Source organism: Mesorhizobium sp. M1334 (genome assembly GCF_040317995.1).
GTDB lineage: Bacteria > Pseudomonadota > Alphaproteobacteria > Rhizobiales > Rhizobiaceae > Mesorhizobium.
In genome coordinates, this window is record NZ_JAMYLM010000010.1 from 161,338 (window position 1) to 178,298 (window position 16,961).

The following is a 16,961-nucleotide window of genomic DNA, read 5'->3' on the forward strand; positions in this document are numbered from 1 at the left end:
AACCATAGCCATGCACGGACATTACGATGACCGATCAGAATAACACCGCCCGACTCATTGAGCGCGCCAGCGCGGTGATGCCGGGCGGATTGCTCAGCCCGAGCCGCAGGCTCGGCGCGCCGCATGTCTTTGCCCGGGCGCAGGGTGCGTTTCTCTACGACGTCGATGGACACCAGTACACCGACTTCCATTGCGGCTTCGGCGCCAATGTGCTTGGCCACTGTCATCCGGCGGTGCGTGAACGCATCGCTGCGGTCTCCCAAGACATCGATCTTGTCGGCGCGGGAACGATGCGGCTGGAGATCGAGGTGGCGGAGGCGCTGGTCGACTGCATCCCTTGCGCGGATCTCGTCGCCTTCTGCAATTCCGGATCGGAGGCGACCTATCACGCCCTGCGCCTTGCCCGTGCCGCCACCGGTCGCAAGCGCATCATCAAGTTCCAAGGCGGCTATCACGGCTGGCACGACTATGTCGCCATGAACGTACAGTCGCACGCGCAGGCGATCGGCAAGTACGACCCCATCAGCGCCGGCATCCTCGATGATGCCGCCCGTCACACCATCGTGCTGCCTTACAACGATGCCGGCGCCGTCGAGGATTATCTCAAGGCCAATCCGGGCGAGGTCGCGGCGATCATCATCGAGCCAATCGCTCACAATATGGGGTCGGTGATGGCGACGGATGTTTTCCTGCGCGACCTGCGTCGCCTGACCAGCGAACATGGCGTCGTCCTGATCTTCGACGAGGTCATCACCGGCTTTCGCCACGCGCTCGGCGGCTATCAGTCGATCGCCGACGTCACGCCTGATCTGGCGACCTTCGGCAAGGCGGCCTCGTCAGGCTATCCGGTCGGCCTGGTGGCCGGTCGTCGCGATCTCATGGAGCTTGTCGGTAGGACCGGCGAAGGATCCGTATTCATGGGCGGTACATTCAACGGGACACCGTCGACGCTCGCCGCCATGCAGGCGACCATCGACGAATTGTCGAAACCAGGCTTCTACGACCGTCTTTTCGCGCGTCTCTACTGTCAGGGAGCCATGACCGGGCGACGATTGAGAAGTCACTGGATGTTATCGAGACCATCCTGCGCAAGCTCTCTGCTGGGAGACCCGCCAGTTCTTAGCCTTTTTCGCAACCGGACTTATAGGATATAAGAGCTGCTCGTACCTATCCGTTGCCGATTCGGTGCGGCCAACATGCAGCGGTGGACCATGAGCACGATGCAGCCAATCGAGCAAGGCAGTCTGTCGGCGAGAACTTATATTTCGCTGCGCGAAGCCCTGATCGCCGGCAATTTCCGGCCCGGCGAAAGGCTGTTGATGCAGGATCTGGCGCAACGGCTGGGCACCAGCGTCACGCCTGTGCGCGAGGCCTGTTTCAGGCTCGTCAGCGAGCAGGCGCTGGAACTGCGGTCGGGGCGGTTCATCACCGTTCCGGAGCTGACCCGGTCGCGTTACTGGCAGGTCCGACTCATTCGCATTGCGCTCGAGGGACTAGCGGCCGAACTCGCCGTCGAACATGTTTCGGAGACCGACATTGAAAAACTTGTCGAGATCCATCGCGATTTCGTGGCCGGCGAAACGTCCGGCGATGCCGACCGCGCCCGCCGCGCCAATCGTGAATTCCACTTCGGCGTCTACCGCCTGTCCAAGATGGATATGCTGATCGCCCAGATCGAAAGCCTGTGGGTCTCGATGGGCCCTATCCTTAACGTGTATTATCTGCAGGCCGAGAACGATTACATCGGTGCGGAGGAGCACGAGACGCTGATCGAAGCGTTCCGGACCCGCAACAAGAAGGTGGCGCGTAAGGCGATCGAACGCGACATCGTGCGCGGTGGCATGAACCTGTTGCGGTATTTCGACGAGCAGGACGCGGCCGCCAAGCGGGCGTGATCGAAGCCGCCGGTCATTTGCTGGCGACCTCTCTTCGCGCTGGCTCAGGCCGCCCGAAGGCGCGCGGTGGCATCCTGGTCGACGACCCAGACGCCCTGCTCGGCGTCCAGCACCAGGGCCACCTTGTAGGATTGGCGAGCCGCTTCGCTCGTCAGCCAGCCGCGGTCAACGCTGGCCGCGACACGGCGGACATCGCGCTTGGTCGGGTCGCCGTAGCCACCGCCGCCACAGGCAACGAACTCGATGCGCTCGCCGGCGCGACACGCCTCCTCATGGAACGCAGGCAATTCCACCAGCTTGCCGTCCGTGCCGCGCTTGGCACTATGACTGGCCTTGGCGTCACCGCCGCCGAGCACGCCACGCGGCGGAAAGGTTGTGCCGTCAGCCGAGTAGACCAGTGTCATCTCGTGGTCGACGGGATAGAAGATACCGCCCACCGCGGGGGCGCCCTCGAACTCGCCAATGCCTTGCGTGTCCGCCACCACGCCGCGCGATTCAATGATGATGGGATACATGGATTCATCCACCTCCACGGAATCCAGCGCGATCAGGCCGCCATTCGCTGGACCGCAATATGTCAACCAGCCATCATAACCGTGACGCGCTCCGCCGCCGGCGTAGCCAATGAAGACCTGGTTAACGTAGGGCTGCCCATCCTTGAACGGATCCTTGCCTGAAATCACGCCGATCCCCGCTGGCAGGTGCGAGCCGCTCTCGGCCTGGCCATAGGGTTCTCCCATCGTCGAGAACACGCAATTGCCGGCGATGATCAACCGGTCGTTGACATTGGTGGTCGCCACCGAGGTGCCTACGGGGTAGCGGGGTTTGCCAACCACGCTTCCCTCCCGCATCAACACCTTGATCCGGCTCTTGGCGCCCTCGTTGTGCGGGATGCCGTCGTCGAGATTGTTGAAGACGCCAATGCGGCACGAGCCCGTGCAGGTGTTTTCCGAAAGGTTGAGACCACCAGGGACGTTATCCATGTTGTCACGCACATCGACCGTGATCTCGCCGGCTTCAGGGTCGACATCGATGGTGATCCGGACCGGGATGCCCTCCTCCGCCACGCCGGGGACCGGGTCATGGCGGACCTCGTAGGAGAACTTGCCCTTCGGCAATTTGGCGATTTCGGCCATGGCGCGACGTGCACCGTAGTCGAACCAGTCCTCGACAAAATCCAGCAGCGTGTCGCGGCCGTATTTTTCAAGCAGTTCCAATAGACGGCGTCGACCGGTCCTGCAGGCGCCGATCTGGGCGCGCACGTCGCCCAGCCAGATGTCTGGAACACGGTTGCGCATCATGCCGATGCGCAGGATGTCCTGCTTCTCCCTGTGCTGTTCGACCACGCGCACGCAGGGAAAGTGGATGCCTTCCTCATAAACGTTCTTGGCGAATGGCAGATAGGTCGAAGGCGTCGGCGCGCCGGTATCGGCGTGATGGGAAAGCGCCACGGCCCAGAACAGCGGCTTGCCATCGAAAAAGATCGGCATCGCCATGATCAGGTCGGCATGATGGGTGCCGCCCGTGTATGGGCAGTTGTTGAGGAAGATGTCGCCGTCGGCGATATCGTCGAACAACTCCGTTATCGGACGGGTCGCCAGATCCATCGACATGACGTGGATCGGCAGCGCGTCCTCGGTGGAAACGAGGCGGTGATCATAGGTCAGGATCGCACAGCTCAGGTCGCGGGCGTTCTTGATCACCGCCGAGCGGCTGGCCCGCATCACGACCAGCGTCATTTCCCGCACGACCGCCTCGAACCGGCTTTTGAGAACCGACATCAGGAACGGATCGACGCGGCGCGTTGGCGTGTCCAGGCGAATGACAGGTGAATTCATTTTGCGGTGCCTTGTCGGGAAGGTTTGAGTCAATCGACTGTGACGACGATGTTGCCTTGCGGGTCGACGCGCCCGCGATGTCCGTCCTTCAGGAAGGCGGTGAACGTCGTCGCCTCAACCAGGCAGGGGCCGTCAAGCGCCGCCCCCGCGCCCAGCTGGTCCATGTCGTAGACGGGCAGAGAGCTCGTCCGCCGGGTTTCATGCAAATAAGCTGGCCGATAGGTCTTGGCGATCGGCGCTGTCGCCTGGTCGGCCAGCCTGAAGTCTTTCCAGGCGTCCTGATTGGCCCGCTTGCCCACCGCGCGCAGCTTCCAGTTGGTGAATTCGACGACGTCGCGGTCGGATCTGATTGAATAAATGCGTTCGTGCATCTGATGAAACGCTTCGACGAGACCTGGCAGTTTCGCCGCGTCGAGACGCGCCTCATTGGCCTCGAAATGGACCTCGATCTCCCAGGACTGGTATTCGTAGCGACCAAGAAAGGAGAACTCGAAACGCCGGAGATCTGGCTCAACGCCGGCCTGTTCGAGGAATGCCTCGCCCGACACCTTCAACCGCGCCAGGATGTCGGAGACGCCAGCGGCGTCGAAGCGCCGGGTCGAGGTCAGGAAAACCGCGCTTTCCTCGCGCGTGATATCCGAGATCAACCCGCCGAACGCGCTCAACCCAGCCATGAAGCGCGGGATCATGTAGCGTTTCAAGCCCAATATGTCGGCCATCTCGGCGATGTGGATGGCGGTCGCACCGCCGCCGCAGACAAAGAAACTGTCGCGTGGGTTTATGCCCTCGCGAATGGTGATTTCCTCGATGGCCCCGACCATGTTGTGGTTGCTGGTGGTCTGGATGGCGTAAGCCGCGTCGAGCAGCGGGATGCCGAGCCGCGTCGCGATGCTCGCGACCGCTTTCTCGGCCAGTTCGCGGCTGATCTTGATCCGCCCGCCGAGGAAATAATCCGGGTCGATGATGCCGAGCACGACATTGGCATCGGTGACCGTCGGCGCGGTGCCGCCCGCCCCGTAGCATGCCGGCCCCGGCCGCGCGCCAGCGCTCTGTGGACCGACCCGCAGCAGGCCGCCATCATCGACCCAGGCAATCGACCCGCCGCCGGCGCCGACCGATCTCACATCGACTTTCGCGATGCCTAGTGAATCGTCGTGGATCATGCTGTCCGGGGTGACGATGATCTGGTGGTCACGCAAAGCCGAGACGTCGAAGGTGGTGCCGCCCATGTCACCGACGATGACGTTGGCTTCGTCGCTCAGCGCCAGCGCGGCCATCGGCGCCAGCGTCGGCCCCGACATGACGCTGTAGATTGGCCGCCGCAGCATCTCGGCGGGAGGCATCATTCCACCGACGCAGTTGGCCAGCAGCAGCTCGCCCTGGAAACCAGCCTGCGACAGTGCTTGCCGCAAGTCCTCGATATAGGTTCGCACGATCGGATTGATCGACGCGTCAATGGCGGCCGCGATGATGCGCTTGTACTCGCGCGACATCGGATTGACTTCATGGCTAAGCGTGACCGGAATCTCCGGCCATGCCTGCGCGATGATATCGCGCACCATAGTTTCATGGATGGGATTGACGACCGACCAAAGCAGACCGACCGCTATCGCTTCGACCCCATAGCGCCGGAAATCGGCTATCGCCGCCTCGACATCGGATCTCGACAAAGGCGTGAGCTCCCGCCCGCGCGCATCGACGCGGCCCCGCCGTCTTCGTCAGGTGGCGGGGAACGTAAGGCTCGGGATAGTCGAGCCGCCACTGGAAGGCACCCTTGCGCGGCCCCTCGCGCAAAACGAGGATGTCCTGATGTCCTTCGTTGAGGATCAGGCCGACCTTGACGGTCTTGCGCTCGACCAGCGCATTGGTCGAGACGGTCGAGCCGTGTACGATCAAATCGATCGCGGTCATGAACGTCGCCGGATCGAGCCCGTATCCGGCGGCCGCGACGTGCAGCACGTTGATGAACCCCTTCTCGAATTCGCCGGGGGTCGTCGGCGATTTAAAGATCGAGATTTTCCCACCGGGCTCGGAAACCAGGCAATCGGTGAACGTTCCGCCGATATCGATGCAGACTTGATAAGCCATTTAAGGTCCGAAGCTGTTAGCGTTTCTTGTGATCGCGGCCCAGTATCAGGCTGGCCAGAATGATGAGACCCAAAAGAACCTGCTGCAGATAGCCGTCGACCTGCATGAGATTCATGGCGTTGGAAATGACCGTGATGAACAGGGCACCGAGCAGAGCCGCGGTGACGCCTCCCTCGCCGCCGGTCAGCCGCACGCCACCGACCACCGCCGCCGCTATCGATTCCAGGGTCAGGTTGCCGCCAAGATTGGGCTCGCCCGACCCGGTGCGCGCGGTGAGCAGCATGGCGCCAATCGCGGCCAGCAGCGAGCAGACCACGTAGTCGATCGCAACGACACGTCCGGTGCGAACGCCCGCCGCCTTCGCCGCGCGCGGGTTGGCACCGATGACATACAGGCCGCGGCCGAACACGGTGAAGCGCAGGACCAGGAACAGCAGTGCGAAACACAGCGCGGCGAACACGATGGGCACCGGAATGCCGATCACCCGTCCCTCCGCCAAGGCCTCCGTGAAGGCTTCGGGAATGCCCGGCACGGGAAAGCCGCCGCTGACGGTGGATGCCAGCGCCATGACAATGTTGGCCATGCCGAGCGTCGTCACCAACGGGTTGATGCCGATACCGGCGATGAGGAAGCCGTTCAGCCCGCCGATCAGCAGCCCGACGCCAAGGCCGGCGGCGATTCCCCACAGGATGGGCATATCGCCGGTTCCCGTCATCACCATCGCCGATATGACGCTGACGAGCGAGACGGTAAAGCCAAGCGACAGGTCGAAGCCGCGCGTCAGCAGCACCATGGTCTGTGCCATGGCGAAGAGTGCGAGATAGCTGGTCTGGATCGCGATGTTCCAGAGATTGCCGCTTGAAACAATGCGCGGGTCGAGCAGACCGAGACCCAGCAGGGCCAGGAATACGAGCCCCGGCAGCTTGGCCTGCGACGCGAACTGGCGGATGTCCGGGCGAGCGCGGTCAAGAACAACCGGAGCCGCCATGTCTGGACGATCAGACATTGGCCCGCCTCCCCTGAACAATTCGGTCGAAAGCCAGTGCGCCGATGAGCACCGAACCCAGCACCAGCGTCTGGAATTTGCTGTCGATCTGCGTGAGGTTCATCGCATTGGCGATGATCGTCAGGCACAGCGCCGCCATGGCGACGTTCTCGGCGCGGCCTGAGCCGCCGCGCAATGAAACGCCGCCGATCACCGCCGCTGCGATCGTCTCCAGTCCCAGCGTGCCGCCGATCGTCGACTGGCCAGAACCGATGCGAGCGGTGATCAGCACGCCGGTGAGCGCGGCCAGAAGACCGGAGAGCACATAGGCGGTAATCAACACACGGTGGGTCCGCACGCCAGACAGCCGGGCGGCGCCGACATTGCCGCCGACGGCGTAGAAGTGACGTCCGAGCGCGGTCCGACGCTGCAGAATGATGGCGATGGCGATCACCGCGATCGCCAGCAGCAAGACCGGCGGCAGGCCAAGCACCTGGCCTCGCCCGATGGCATCGACGAAGGCGTCGGAAACGCCATAGATCGGGATGCCCTGCGTGTAATAGAGCGTAAGTCCCGCGACGGTCGACAACGACGCCAATGTCACCATGAAAGGTGATAGGGAAAGCCGCGCCACCAGCGTGCCGTTTACCAGGCCAACACAGGCGCCGCTGGCCAAGGCCATCGCCACCGGCACCAGCAGCTGGAGCCCATGCGCGTCGGGCATCGTGGCCATCGCCGCGGCAGTGACCACTGAGGCCAACGCCATGGTGGCGCCGACCGACAGATCAAAGCCACCAGTGGTCATGACGATCATCTGGCCGATCGCCGGAACCGCCAGGAAGGAGAAATTGCGCAGGACGTTGAGGATGTTCAGGCGGTTCAGAAAACGCGGTTCGATGATCGCGGCCGCGGCCGCAACCGCCACCAGAAGCAGGATGACGATCCCGCCGGTTTCCACAAAACGGCGCCGCAGCGTGTCAGGGCTCATGCCGCCTCCGTGGCGCCGGTTTCGGCGTCGAAATAGTGACGCAGCACAGTGGCCTCGGTGATGCCGTCGGCTTTGAGTTCGGCGACTATGCGCCCCTCACGCATGACATAGACGCGGTTCGCCAGATGAACGAGCTCTGGCAGTTCGGACGATGACAGCAGAATGGCCGCGCCATTCTCCACCAGGCTTTTCATCAGCCTGTAGACCTCGCTTTTGGCGCCGACGTCGATGCCAACCGTCGGTTCATCGAAAATATGGACCGAGACCGGGCGCATCAGACCGCGCGCCAGCACGAGTTTCTGCTGGTTTCCTCCCGAAAAGGAGGACGCCGCGCGTTCCGGCGCCATCGGTCGGAGACCCAGTGTCTTCAACGGAGCGGCTATCGCCCGGCGCTCGCGCCACGACTTGAGCAGTCCGCCCTGGGACAGTCTCGGATCATCGAGCGCCGCCATGGTCACGTTCTCGCGGCCCGGGCGGCCAAGCGCCAGTCCCTCGGCGCCGCGATCGGCTGGGTAGTAACAAAGCCCGGCACGCAACATGCTGTGCGGCACTGGCGCTCGAACCACCGCGCCATGGAGTTCGATCTCACCGGACGTCACACGCTCCAGGCCGAACACGGCTCGGCAAAGTTCGCTACGACCGCAGCCAACCAGGCCCGCCAGGCCGACGATTTCTCCAGCCCTGACCGTGATGGAGGCGTCCGACACGGTACCGGAGACACGCAGCCCCCTGGTCGCCAGCACGATTTCGGCGGGGCGCTGGCTGATTGACGGATACAGTCGTTCGACCGGCTGGCCGACCATCATCTCGATCAGCGTCGCGTCCGATGCCGCGGCGATGGCCACGGTGTCGATCTTACGCCCTCCTCGCAGCACCGTGACACGGTCCGCGAGCCGACGGATCTCGGCCATGCGGTGCGACACATAGATGATACCGACGCCCCGCGCCTTGAGGCCCGCGATGGCGGCGAACAGTTTTTCCGCTTCACCGTCGGTAAGCGACGCGGTCGGTTCGTCCAGGATGAGGATTTTGGCATCCGAAAGCATGCCCTTGGCAATCTCGACCATCTGCTTTTGCGCCCGGGTCAGCGTTTCGATCTTGCTGTCCAGCTCGACGTGGAAGCCAATGTCGCGGAAGCGTTCTTCCGCGCGGGCACGCATCGCGCGCCGATTCAGGAAAAGCCTTCCCTTGATCTCGCGTCCAAGAAACAGGTTCTCCTCGACCGTGAGGTCGGGGACGAGACTGAATTCCTGGAACACAGCCGCCACCCCGGCATCGCGGGATTTCTGTGGGGTCAGCGCGGAAACGGTTTGGCCGTCGATACGGCAAGAGCCTTCGGTCCAGCCGTAGGTTCCCGCTATCAGATTGATGAGCGTCGACTTGCCGGCGCCGTTTTCGCCGAGAAGGGCATGGACCTCACCGCTCAGCAGCGTGAAGTCGACGCCGTCAAGCGCCACCACACCCCCGAAACGCTTCGTCATACCCGTAAGTTCAAGCATCGCTGACACCACCGAACTCGAAGCAAAAAAGGGCGGCAGGCCAAGGCCGAGGTCTACCGCCCATCGAAGATGTGGCTATTGTACCGAAAATTCAGGCTTCCACCCATCGGGCGCGAAAATCTGCGTCGGGTCGATTTTGTCGACGTTGTCCTTGGTCACGATACCCGGCGCGACCAGAAGAACCTTCTCGTAGTCCTTCTTTTCCAAGGCTCGCACCGCGAGGTCGACGCTGATGCGGCCCATCATGACCGGATACTCGGCGGCAAAGCCAAGCACCTTGCCTTCCTTGACCAGCTTCAGCATCGTCTGGTTCTCGTAGGACGACATGATGACGACATCGTCGCGGCCGGCGTCGGCGACGGCACTGACGGCCGCTTCGGCCGCCGCTGCCCCGCCCCAGATCACGTTGAGATCGGGATAGGTCTGCAACGCGTCCTCGACGATGCGCAGGCTTTGCGGAACGCCGGGCTCACCATAGAGCTCGGCCGCGAGCTTGATGTTGCCGGTTTTGGTGCTGTCGCGGAAGCCCGCCATATAGCTCTCCGCCCAGCCCGATCCCTGCGGACCCGGCAGGCCGATCGCGGTCGTCTTTTTGTCGCCGAGGTACTTCTTGAGGTACTCACCCTCCTGAAAACCCTTCTGGTAGGTATCGGGAGTGATGCGCGCGGTGATCGGAGTTTCCAGAATGGGATTGGCGACGGCGATCTGGACAAGACCCTTGGCGTCGCCCTCCTTCAGCTTGGCCGCAAGACCGGCTTCCGAGATGGCGGCGACGAGGATACCCTGGGCGCCTGATGCGACGCAATCGTCATACTGCGACAGCTGCTTGGGCAGTGCGTCATAGCCGCCGGCCTGCAGCACCGTCACCTTGACACCCAGGCGCTTTGCTTCTTCGACGATGCCGTAGTCGACCGAGACCCAGTAGCTGTCCTTGAGGTGCGGAAACAAAACGCACAGGTTCCAGGGCTTCTCGGCCTTTTCCAGCGGCACATAGTCGAGTGCCTCGACTTTTTTCAGATCGCCGCCCTTGGCCGCGTTGATCTTGAAGGGCCACCAATCCTTGGCTTGGGCGGCGTTGGGCAGGACGGCCACGCCGGTGACGAAAGCCGCCGCGAGCATGGATTGGAAAGCGCGAGTCTTGGTCATGTGATTCCCCATTTGTTTCGTGCGTTCCCGGGTGGGGAGCCGGCAAATTCGCCGGCTCCCCGGTCTGCCTTGGGAGCAGAGATACCTGCCGATGCGTGGAAGGCACCGTTTCGGCGAATGCGCCTTAGGGTTCGTCCGCGCTGTCGCTCATTCACAACGCCACCGTACTACTTATAAGTTATAAGTCAATAGGCTTTCATAAGCCGGTGCTGATTTCAGGCAAGGCGAGCGTCTTCAACCCCGCGCTCTCGCCGCCGTCGACCGGCATGACGATGCCGTTGACGAACGATGAAGCTGGCGACAACAGCCAGGCCACGGCCTCGGCGACGTCTTCAGGAGTTCCCAAACGACCCACTGGAATGCGGCTTTCCAGCAGAGCCTTGCGGCCAGGAATGGCTAGGGTGCCCGCCATCATCCGGGTTGCGATCTGGCCGGGGCAGACGGCATTGAAGCGCACGTCGCTGATTTCCAATGCCAGCGATAGGGTCAAGGCGATCAGCGCGGCCTTGGAGGCCGAGTAGATGGCCAAACCCTCCTCGCCCATCAGCCCGGCCACCGATGAGATCATTACCACCGATCCACGCGCAGCGCGCAGTCCTGGCAGCGCCGCGCTGGTAAAGATGAACGACGAGCGTGCATTCACCCTCATGATCTCGTCCCAATCGCTGAGGGTGGCGGTCTCGAAAGCCCCTCGCCCCGTCATGCCGGCGTTGTTGACCAGTCCAGCGATCTTTCCATTACCAATCGTCATCGCCGTATTGATGACGGTTCGGCATTCGTCTTCGTCGCGCACATCACAGGCGATGAAATGTGCATTGGCGATGCTGGATACGATTTCTCGCGCGGCATCCTGGTCGCGACCGGTGAAGACGACGGCCGCGTTCTCCTGCTCGGCAAGGTGCCGGACACAGGCGGCGCCGATGCCATGCGTGCCGCCGGTTACGACATAGATATTCTCATTCTCTCTCATGGCTCAGCCTTATGAATGATTGGCCCAACGAGCCAGGTAGTCCTGTGGCGCTTCCAACAAGGCTCGCGCAACTCGGTTGTGATCCCGCCACGTTGGTGTGGCTCACGCGCGCGTCGAATGTTCACGGGCGTGGCGCCGCCGACGGCGCGGATGAAGGCATGTCGGACCGGGCAGCGAGGCCGCGGTCGGTCTGTGTAAGTCCCGCTGGACACCAAGCTCCAGCACGCACCGACGCGTCATGGCTTCGACGAAGCGCGGCGGTCCGGCGTCGCCAAGGCACAGTCCTTGGTAATGAAAATTTTGAAACCCGGACATCCAGTGGCGTTGCGTGCGTGGGACAACGTTGGCATCACGATCGTAAGCTGCGAAGACACCCATCGTCAGGTCGAGCCAAGAAAAGACGAGATGCGGCACTCCGGAGATACGACAAACGCTGTGACGCGCCCCTGCTCAAAATCTCTCATTAACTTATAACTTATAAGACGACTGTCAAGAAGAGCGGCTGTGGTGTTCTGGCGTTGAGGTACTGGGTAGGCTGCGGCTAATTGGAAAGACGTGGCTGCATGGCGATGGTGCCGCCGCAGTGCAGGTTCCGGACTGCCTTCTTATGCGACTTTCGAAGCACAAAACGCGAACATGTAGCGGCGGCCTATGTGTTTTCGACGTCAACAGCACTGGCTCACTTCGGCTATCGGCCGGCTTGTGAATGACCGGAAGGGGGCCGGAAGCTGTCAGTCCGCTGTTAGACCAAGCCACCCGCAAGCTGCTGTTCCCCTGAAATCACATCTCGGATGGGCATCGCACTTTCTATGTATATTGTGGATCAACCCGTATGGCCACGGCGATCAAGATGCTGCGTGAAAGCAAGACAGAGTCAAAACGTCCCAGGAAGGCTACAAGCAGGCGAGGTCAGATCGATCAGCTTGTAAAAATGATATCGCCCGTTCGCTGAAACCTCCCGGTGGGCATATGAGGTAGGGATTCGCGCCTTGATCTGGACCCGGTTGTCACTGCACGCCAGAACGGCTGCGGCAATCGCCTGAACTTTAGGCCCGCTCACGAATACGTTCACGACCGATCGCGAGCCGAAACCCTCGAGATAAGCTTCGAAGGCGTCGAGGTGAGCCGTAAGGCCGAATGCTTCGATGTCGCGAACTTCGCCTTCTTCAAGCCGATGGGTCTCACGAACTTTGGCAACCTGCTGATCTAGCAATACATCGATATGCTCATTTCGTTCGCTTCGGGGAACGAGAAGAGAGATTCGTTCCGGACTTACCAGATCGATCAATCCATAGAAGACGTCCGCATCTCCGCCGATACCCACCAGCAGGATCTTCTCCTCACCCATACCGCCGCCGCCTTGAAGATGGGGTACCGTCACATAGCGGTCGAGGCCGCTGGAAAAGTCCTCTTTGCCGGCTGCATTCTCATAAGTCCCTTCGGCATAGCCGAACTCCAGCGACTGGATAGCCACTTTCTTGAAAGCGAAGGCAACAAGCCACTGAATGTAGATCCGGGGCATCGTTGAGCATTCTACGAAGACCTTGCGCAGGTTCCCCTGGTAGGAACCACAGGACTCGGCCATTTGCGACAGCGTGTGGTCGAGGATGTTGATGTTCTTCTGGTATTCGATTGATGCTTCCAGGTCGACAACCGTGACATCGATGCCCCACCGCTTGCCTATCGCAACGAGCTTTTCCCGGTTGGCCTCAACGGCCGCGATGCCGGTGCTCTTTAGCGCGAAGTCGAGAACGATCATTTTCTTGACCTTCAGATCAACGTGGTCGCCGAAGGCGGCGAACCGCGTCTCCCATCCAAGCGCAACGATCGCAATGTCTGCTTCGACCACTTCGACAGCACCGCGATCACTGACCTTCTCAGTGACAGCCACGTTGCCGAACACCCGATACTCAACCGTTGGGGTCATTCTAGATCACTCTCAAACAGAGAGCCCTGAAATTCGGTATGTGAAGCCGGCCGTGCGACGAGTTCTTTGAACACTGCGTCAGCCCAGTCCTCCGGGATGCGGTGGCGTGTGAAGAGCAGGTCAACGATTCGCGCAGCCGGGATTGTGTTAGTCTCATAGGGCCCGCGATAAGAATATCCAAAGTACGGGGCAAAACGACGATGCAACCGTATGAGCATCTCCTTCGATCTTGCATCGGCCCGATCGACCTCCAAGTTGCCCGCAGCGGAGACCTCGCGGATGAAACCATCTTTCTCCGCACGTCGCAGGACCTCGTCTAGCTTCCCTATTGGAAGCTCGAGCTTATTCACGAGCGAGCGCATCTCACTAAGATCAACCTTGAAAATACCCCTTTCAGTTGTGCCGAGGGGGCTATCCTCGGCAAAGTCTGTTTGGAGGCGCGCGGTGAGGGATCCGAGCGCACGCACCATGCGCACGCTCTCTTCCTCATAGGGATGTGAAAGCGCCTGCAGGCCGTCCATCTTTCTCTTGGAGGCAGCGTTTACTGCTTGTTTTTGCTGTTCGATGGAGATCTGCGAATCCGAGTTGATGAAGTCCACCAGCTTGTGCAGATCGCTCGCATTCGGAACGCTACGGCGGAAGATCTCCCCCATTATGTCAAGGAAGTCTCGTATGCAGACATCGCTCAATGACGTAATTATTTGGTGCCCTACGTAGGGGTATTCGTGGAGGCCCAGAATTCGGCACGCTTGCAGGAACGCCCACCCCTGCTTTCGTGCTATCGAGCGCATCAGATTCGCTGCGTCCGCCGAACTCATGGGCTTGCGTTTAATTTCCGGTTTCATGAGCGCGAGCGCCAGACCCTCCGCATATGGCCGCGCCTTCCTGTGAAGATGAAACTGTTGCTGGTCGGCGGACCTGAGGTTTATGGAGAAAAATTCGCGCGCTGCCTCCGCGAGGGTCACTAGCCTGTCTCGGCCTTCGGAATGCCCCGTTTCAATCACCCGCTCTATGATTTCGTTGACTGAAAGCCTTCCCAGTCGGCTTTTCAATGAAAACGCGTTGAGTGGGCTCTTGCGCTTTAGGTTGCTTCGCAGCTCATCGGGAAGCGCGTAATATAGTCGAAGTGATGACACGTTCTCGCAGAGGGTTGCGAATTCCTTGTTCGTTACTGAGTCGAGATTTTCGACGTCGCGGTCGGCGTTCGATAGGGACTGGCCCGGTATGATGGTCCGGATCGTGTCATAAAGTCCGCCGATATAGGCGAGCACCCACTTAACGTTGCCGCGCGTTTTCCTGACCAGCGTGTTCAAGAACTGCTGCTGTAGCGGCGTGAGCGCCTCGCAGTCATCAATCAGTATCTTGAAGAACGGGACTGTGCCGCTCGCGAAGGCAGGCCCTTCCAAGAGCGGAGTGATCGCAGTTGCAACCTTGTTGATTATGGCTCCGGGGTCTGTTGCCCTGAAGTTTGCCTTTGCCGTCTCCGCCGCGAAGAAGAAGGCATTGAAGCAATCGTCGATGTATCGCGTAATTCCCGTCCGCAATTCGTCGATGCTGAAGAAGTCTGGACGCGCTGGTTGCGGGATGAAGTGCAGCACTTGGCGATGCAGTGCTAGCGCGACATCGCGATCGGCAGATGCTGGATACTTGAGGTGTCCGTCCCGCCTGAGTTGGACAATGCTCTCAAGAAGACGTTCGACGATCTTCAGCTCTAGGTAGTGAGAGAAGATTATAAACTGTCGGTTAGCCACCGCAGTCGGATCAAGCTGTATATTCTCGGGAATGAGACTGAGGACGGCATTGTCGATCAGTGGCGAAAATGTCTCATTCAGCTGAAAGAACACTCCATACCAGCCGAGCTTTCCGACTTGTTCTGCAAGATTGTCGTCTTCAAGGATGTGAGCTGTGGAAAGCGATCTAAGAATGCTAGTCTTGCCACTTCCCCTGGTACCCGCCACGAAAACAGGCTTTGCTGCAGTCGAAATCGAAGCTGACTTCTGACTAAACCAAAGAATCGGTCGACTTTCGTATTCTATCCTGTTGGGACCAAAGGGGTTCTGCATCTACTCTTCCCTTACCTTGATCCGCCATTCCGAGTTTGGTTTCGTGAGCCCGTCAATCTCGATAATCCGGGCTGCCTGAAGCATTAGCAGGGAGTCTTCCAGATCCTGGTCGGGCGCGGCCGTCGACGCGATCTCCACTAACTCGTCCCAGAACAGAAGGGCGCTGCCACGCTTCTTGACGTGATCACGGAGCCGGCGGAGCAGATCAAAAGTTTCGCCACTCAGGAATGCCTTGCCGCTGGCGATAGTCGAGATGAAGCAATGCTCCCCTTCAGTGACCAGACCATCGGCGACGTTCGTTCGATAGGGAATCAAGCGAATACCGACAAGTTCTCCCTGATCTGTCATGAAGAAGACAAGCTCGTTGAACCCCGCCTGTATCTCTGGGGCTGATATGCAGATCAGCTTGCCGTTTGGAGATCGCGGATCGCTGACAATTTCTACGGGGTCACTGTGGATGTGCCCGTGCAAGTAGACGATCGACTTATCGCTTTGAAGCAGCTGGGTCCGGACAAAACCGCTGTTGAGCATCTCCGCGTAAGGTGTGATGCGTGGAATTTTCTGCGGAAGCAGGTTGTGGTGGCCTATCACGATGCTGAACCGCATACCGACTTGCTGGAGCAACTCTTGAAGCCCCGCAAGCATCTCCCGTGAGATGTACGGGGTGTCAAGTTGACCGTAGTACTCATCATCCGATGCGTCCCTTGTTGGGTCACTTGGCGGCGTAGCGGGGGAATGACCTGAGGTATCCGTGGTACCCAAATCAACCGGCTCGGCCCCCGTATTGAGTTCCTTGAGCCGATCGCGAAGAAATGCGGGAAGGTTCTGAAGCTCCCAGCTCCCTATCGCAGTGTTGACCAAGATGACATTGGCGCTACCCGACTTGGCCGGGAGCCTGAAGTGGACAGGTTGGTCCACTGGCACAGTTTCCCAACCGAGGCTAGCTGCCAATCCTGCCATTTCGCTGAACTTCTCGGTCGGTCCGAGGTCCCGCGCATCGTCGCGATTCACGTCATGATTACCGGGAACAAAAATCAGGGGGAGAAATGCTGATTTGCTACCCTGCGCACGGCACAAAAGGGTCAAATGCTGGAAGGCGGACGCGATGTATTCCTTGTCGCCACGGCTCGTAAAATCCCCCATGAATGCCACCGCATCTGGGCGCTTCGTGGTGATCAGTCGCCGAAGCTTGGTAAGGACTGCCCGAAGTGAGGAGGCACGCAACTTCTGGGTGATCTTCGGAGCGAACTTGCTGTCCTTTGCATCGATGTCGCTAGCGGAGGAATGCCAGTCTGGATAGTGAACATCGCCGATTTGAAGGATTCGCACACGCTGCATAAATTGCTCCCCTGCCGATAGCCATAGAATGAACTGTCCGACTTTGCCAAGCGCGAACGACGGGTCGCCACAACTTGCAACAACTACTTTGCGTGGCCGATGAAATTCATCCCGCCTCGCTTGTGAATCGGCTTATTCAGCGGAACGTTCTCCTGGAGAATTCAAGGCAGATGGAATTGGAGGAACACATTGCGGCCGGTTAGCGAGCCAACGTGAAGATCTTG

The 16,961-nt window shown here is 60.3% G+C and carries 13 protein-coding genes; 2 read left to right on the forward strand and 11 right to left on the reverse strand.

Annotated features, from left to right (window positions below):
* The first annotated feature begins 26 nt into the window (after positions 1-26).
* Positions 27-1,154 carry an aspartate aminotransferase family protein gene (locus tag NKH17_RS19010; RefSeq protein WP_352971932.1) on the forward strand — a complete coding sequence of 376 codons (1,128 nt, stop codon included), beginning with the start codon at positions 27-29 and terminating at the stop codon, positions 1,152-1,154.
* Between the two features lie 57 nt (positions 1,155-1,211).
* The gene (locus NKH17_RS19015) at positions 1,212-1,895 is read left to right on the forward strand and encodes a GntR family transcriptional regulator (protein ID WP_352971935.1); all 684 of its coding nucleotides are present in this window, start codon (positions 1,212-1,214) and stop codon (positions 1,893-1,895) included.
* A gap of 44 nt (positions 1,896-1,939) precedes the next feature.
* On the opposite strand, the gene NKH17_RS19020 is transcribed toward NKH17_RS19015, so the two are convergent.
* The 11 genes from NKH17_RS19020 to NKH17_RS19070 all read right to left on the reverse strand — a co-directional run bounded on the left by NKH17_RS19020 (position 1,940) and on the right by NKH17_RS19070 (position 16,737).
* On the reverse strand, positions 1,940-3,733 hold the full coding sequence (locus tag NKH17_RS19020; protein ID WP_352971937.1) for a hydantoinase B/oxoprolinase family protein: 1,794 nt from the start codon (positions 3,731-3,733) through the stop codon (positions 1,940-1,942).
* A gap of 29 nt (positions 3,734-3,762) precedes the next feature.
* Positions 3,763-5,403 carry a hydantoinase/oxoprolinase family protein gene (locus NKH17_RS19025; RefSeq protein ID WP_352971940.1) on the reverse strand — a complete coding sequence of 547 codons (1,641 nt, stop codon included), beginning with the start codon at positions 5,401-5,403 and terminating at the stop codon, positions 3,763-3,765.
* Positions 5,300-5,821 (reverse strand): hydantoinase/oxoprolinase N-terminal domain-containing protein, encoded by a 522-nt coding sequence (locus NKH17_RS19030; protein ID WP_352971943.1) that lies wholly within the window; start codon positions 5,819-5,821, stop codon positions 5,300-5,302. The genes NKH17_RS19025 and NKH17_RS19030 overlap by 104 nt, the downstream gene beginning before the upstream one ends.
* A gap of 16 nt (positions 5,822-5,837) precedes the next feature.
* The gene (locus NKH17_RS19035; protein WP_352971946.1) at positions 5,838-6,827 is read right to left on the reverse strand and encodes an ABC transporter permease; all 990 of its coding nucleotides are present in this window, start codon (positions 6,825-6,827) and stop codon (positions 5,838-5,840) included.
* The gene (locus tag NKH17_RS19040; protein WP_352971949.1) at positions 6,820-7,794 is read right to left on the reverse strand and encodes an ABC transporter permease; all 975 of its coding nucleotides are present in this window, start codon (positions 7,792-7,794) and stop codon (positions 6,820-6,822) included. The genes NKH17_RS19035 and NKH17_RS19040 overlap by 8 nt, the downstream gene beginning before the upstream one ends.
* The gene (locus NKH17_RS19045; protein WP_352971952.1) at positions 7,791-9,293 is read right to left on the reverse strand and encodes a sugar ABC transporter ATP-binding protein; all 1,503 of its coding nucleotides are present in this window, start codon (positions 9,291-9,293) and stop codon (positions 7,791-7,793) included. Before NKH17_RS19045 ends, NKH17_RS19040 begins: the two co-directional genes overlap by 4 nt.
* Positions 9,294-9,368: 75 nt before the next feature.
* Complete coding sequence (gene torT, locus NKH17_RS19050; RefSeq protein WP_352754158.1) at positions 9,369-10,439, reverse strand: TMAO reductase system periplasmic protein TorT; 1,071 nt, start codon at positions 10,437-10,439, stop codon at positions 9,369-9,371.
* A gap of 196 nt (positions 10,440-10,635) precedes the next feature.
* A complete protein-coding gene (locus NKH17_RS19055) occupies positions 10,636-11,409 on the reverse strand; it encodes an SDR family NAD(P)-dependent oxidoreductase (protein WP_352971961.1) in 774 nt (257 codons plus the stop codon).
* Between the two features lie 874 nt (positions 11,410-12,283).
* Positions 12,284-13,336, reverse strand: coding sequence for a hypothetical protein (locus tag NKH17_RS19060; RefSeq protein WP_352971964.1), 1,053 nt, complete (start codon positions 13,334-13,336; stop codon positions 12,284-12,286).
* Positions 13,333-15,399, reverse strand: coding sequence for an ORC-CDC6 family AAA ATPase (locus NKH17_RS19065; RefSeq protein WP_352971966.1), 2,067 nt, complete (start codon positions 15,397-15,399; stop codon positions 13,333-13,335). The genes NKH17_RS19060 and NKH17_RS19065 overlap by 4 nt, the downstream gene beginning before the upstream one ends.
* Positions 15,400-16,737, reverse strand: coding sequence for a metallophosphoesterase family protein (locus NKH17_RS19070; protein WP_352971968.1), 1,338 nt, complete (start codon positions 16,735-16,737; stop codon positions 15,400-15,402). It lies immediately after the preceding gene.
* Positions 16,738-16,961 lie beyond the last annotated feature (224 nt).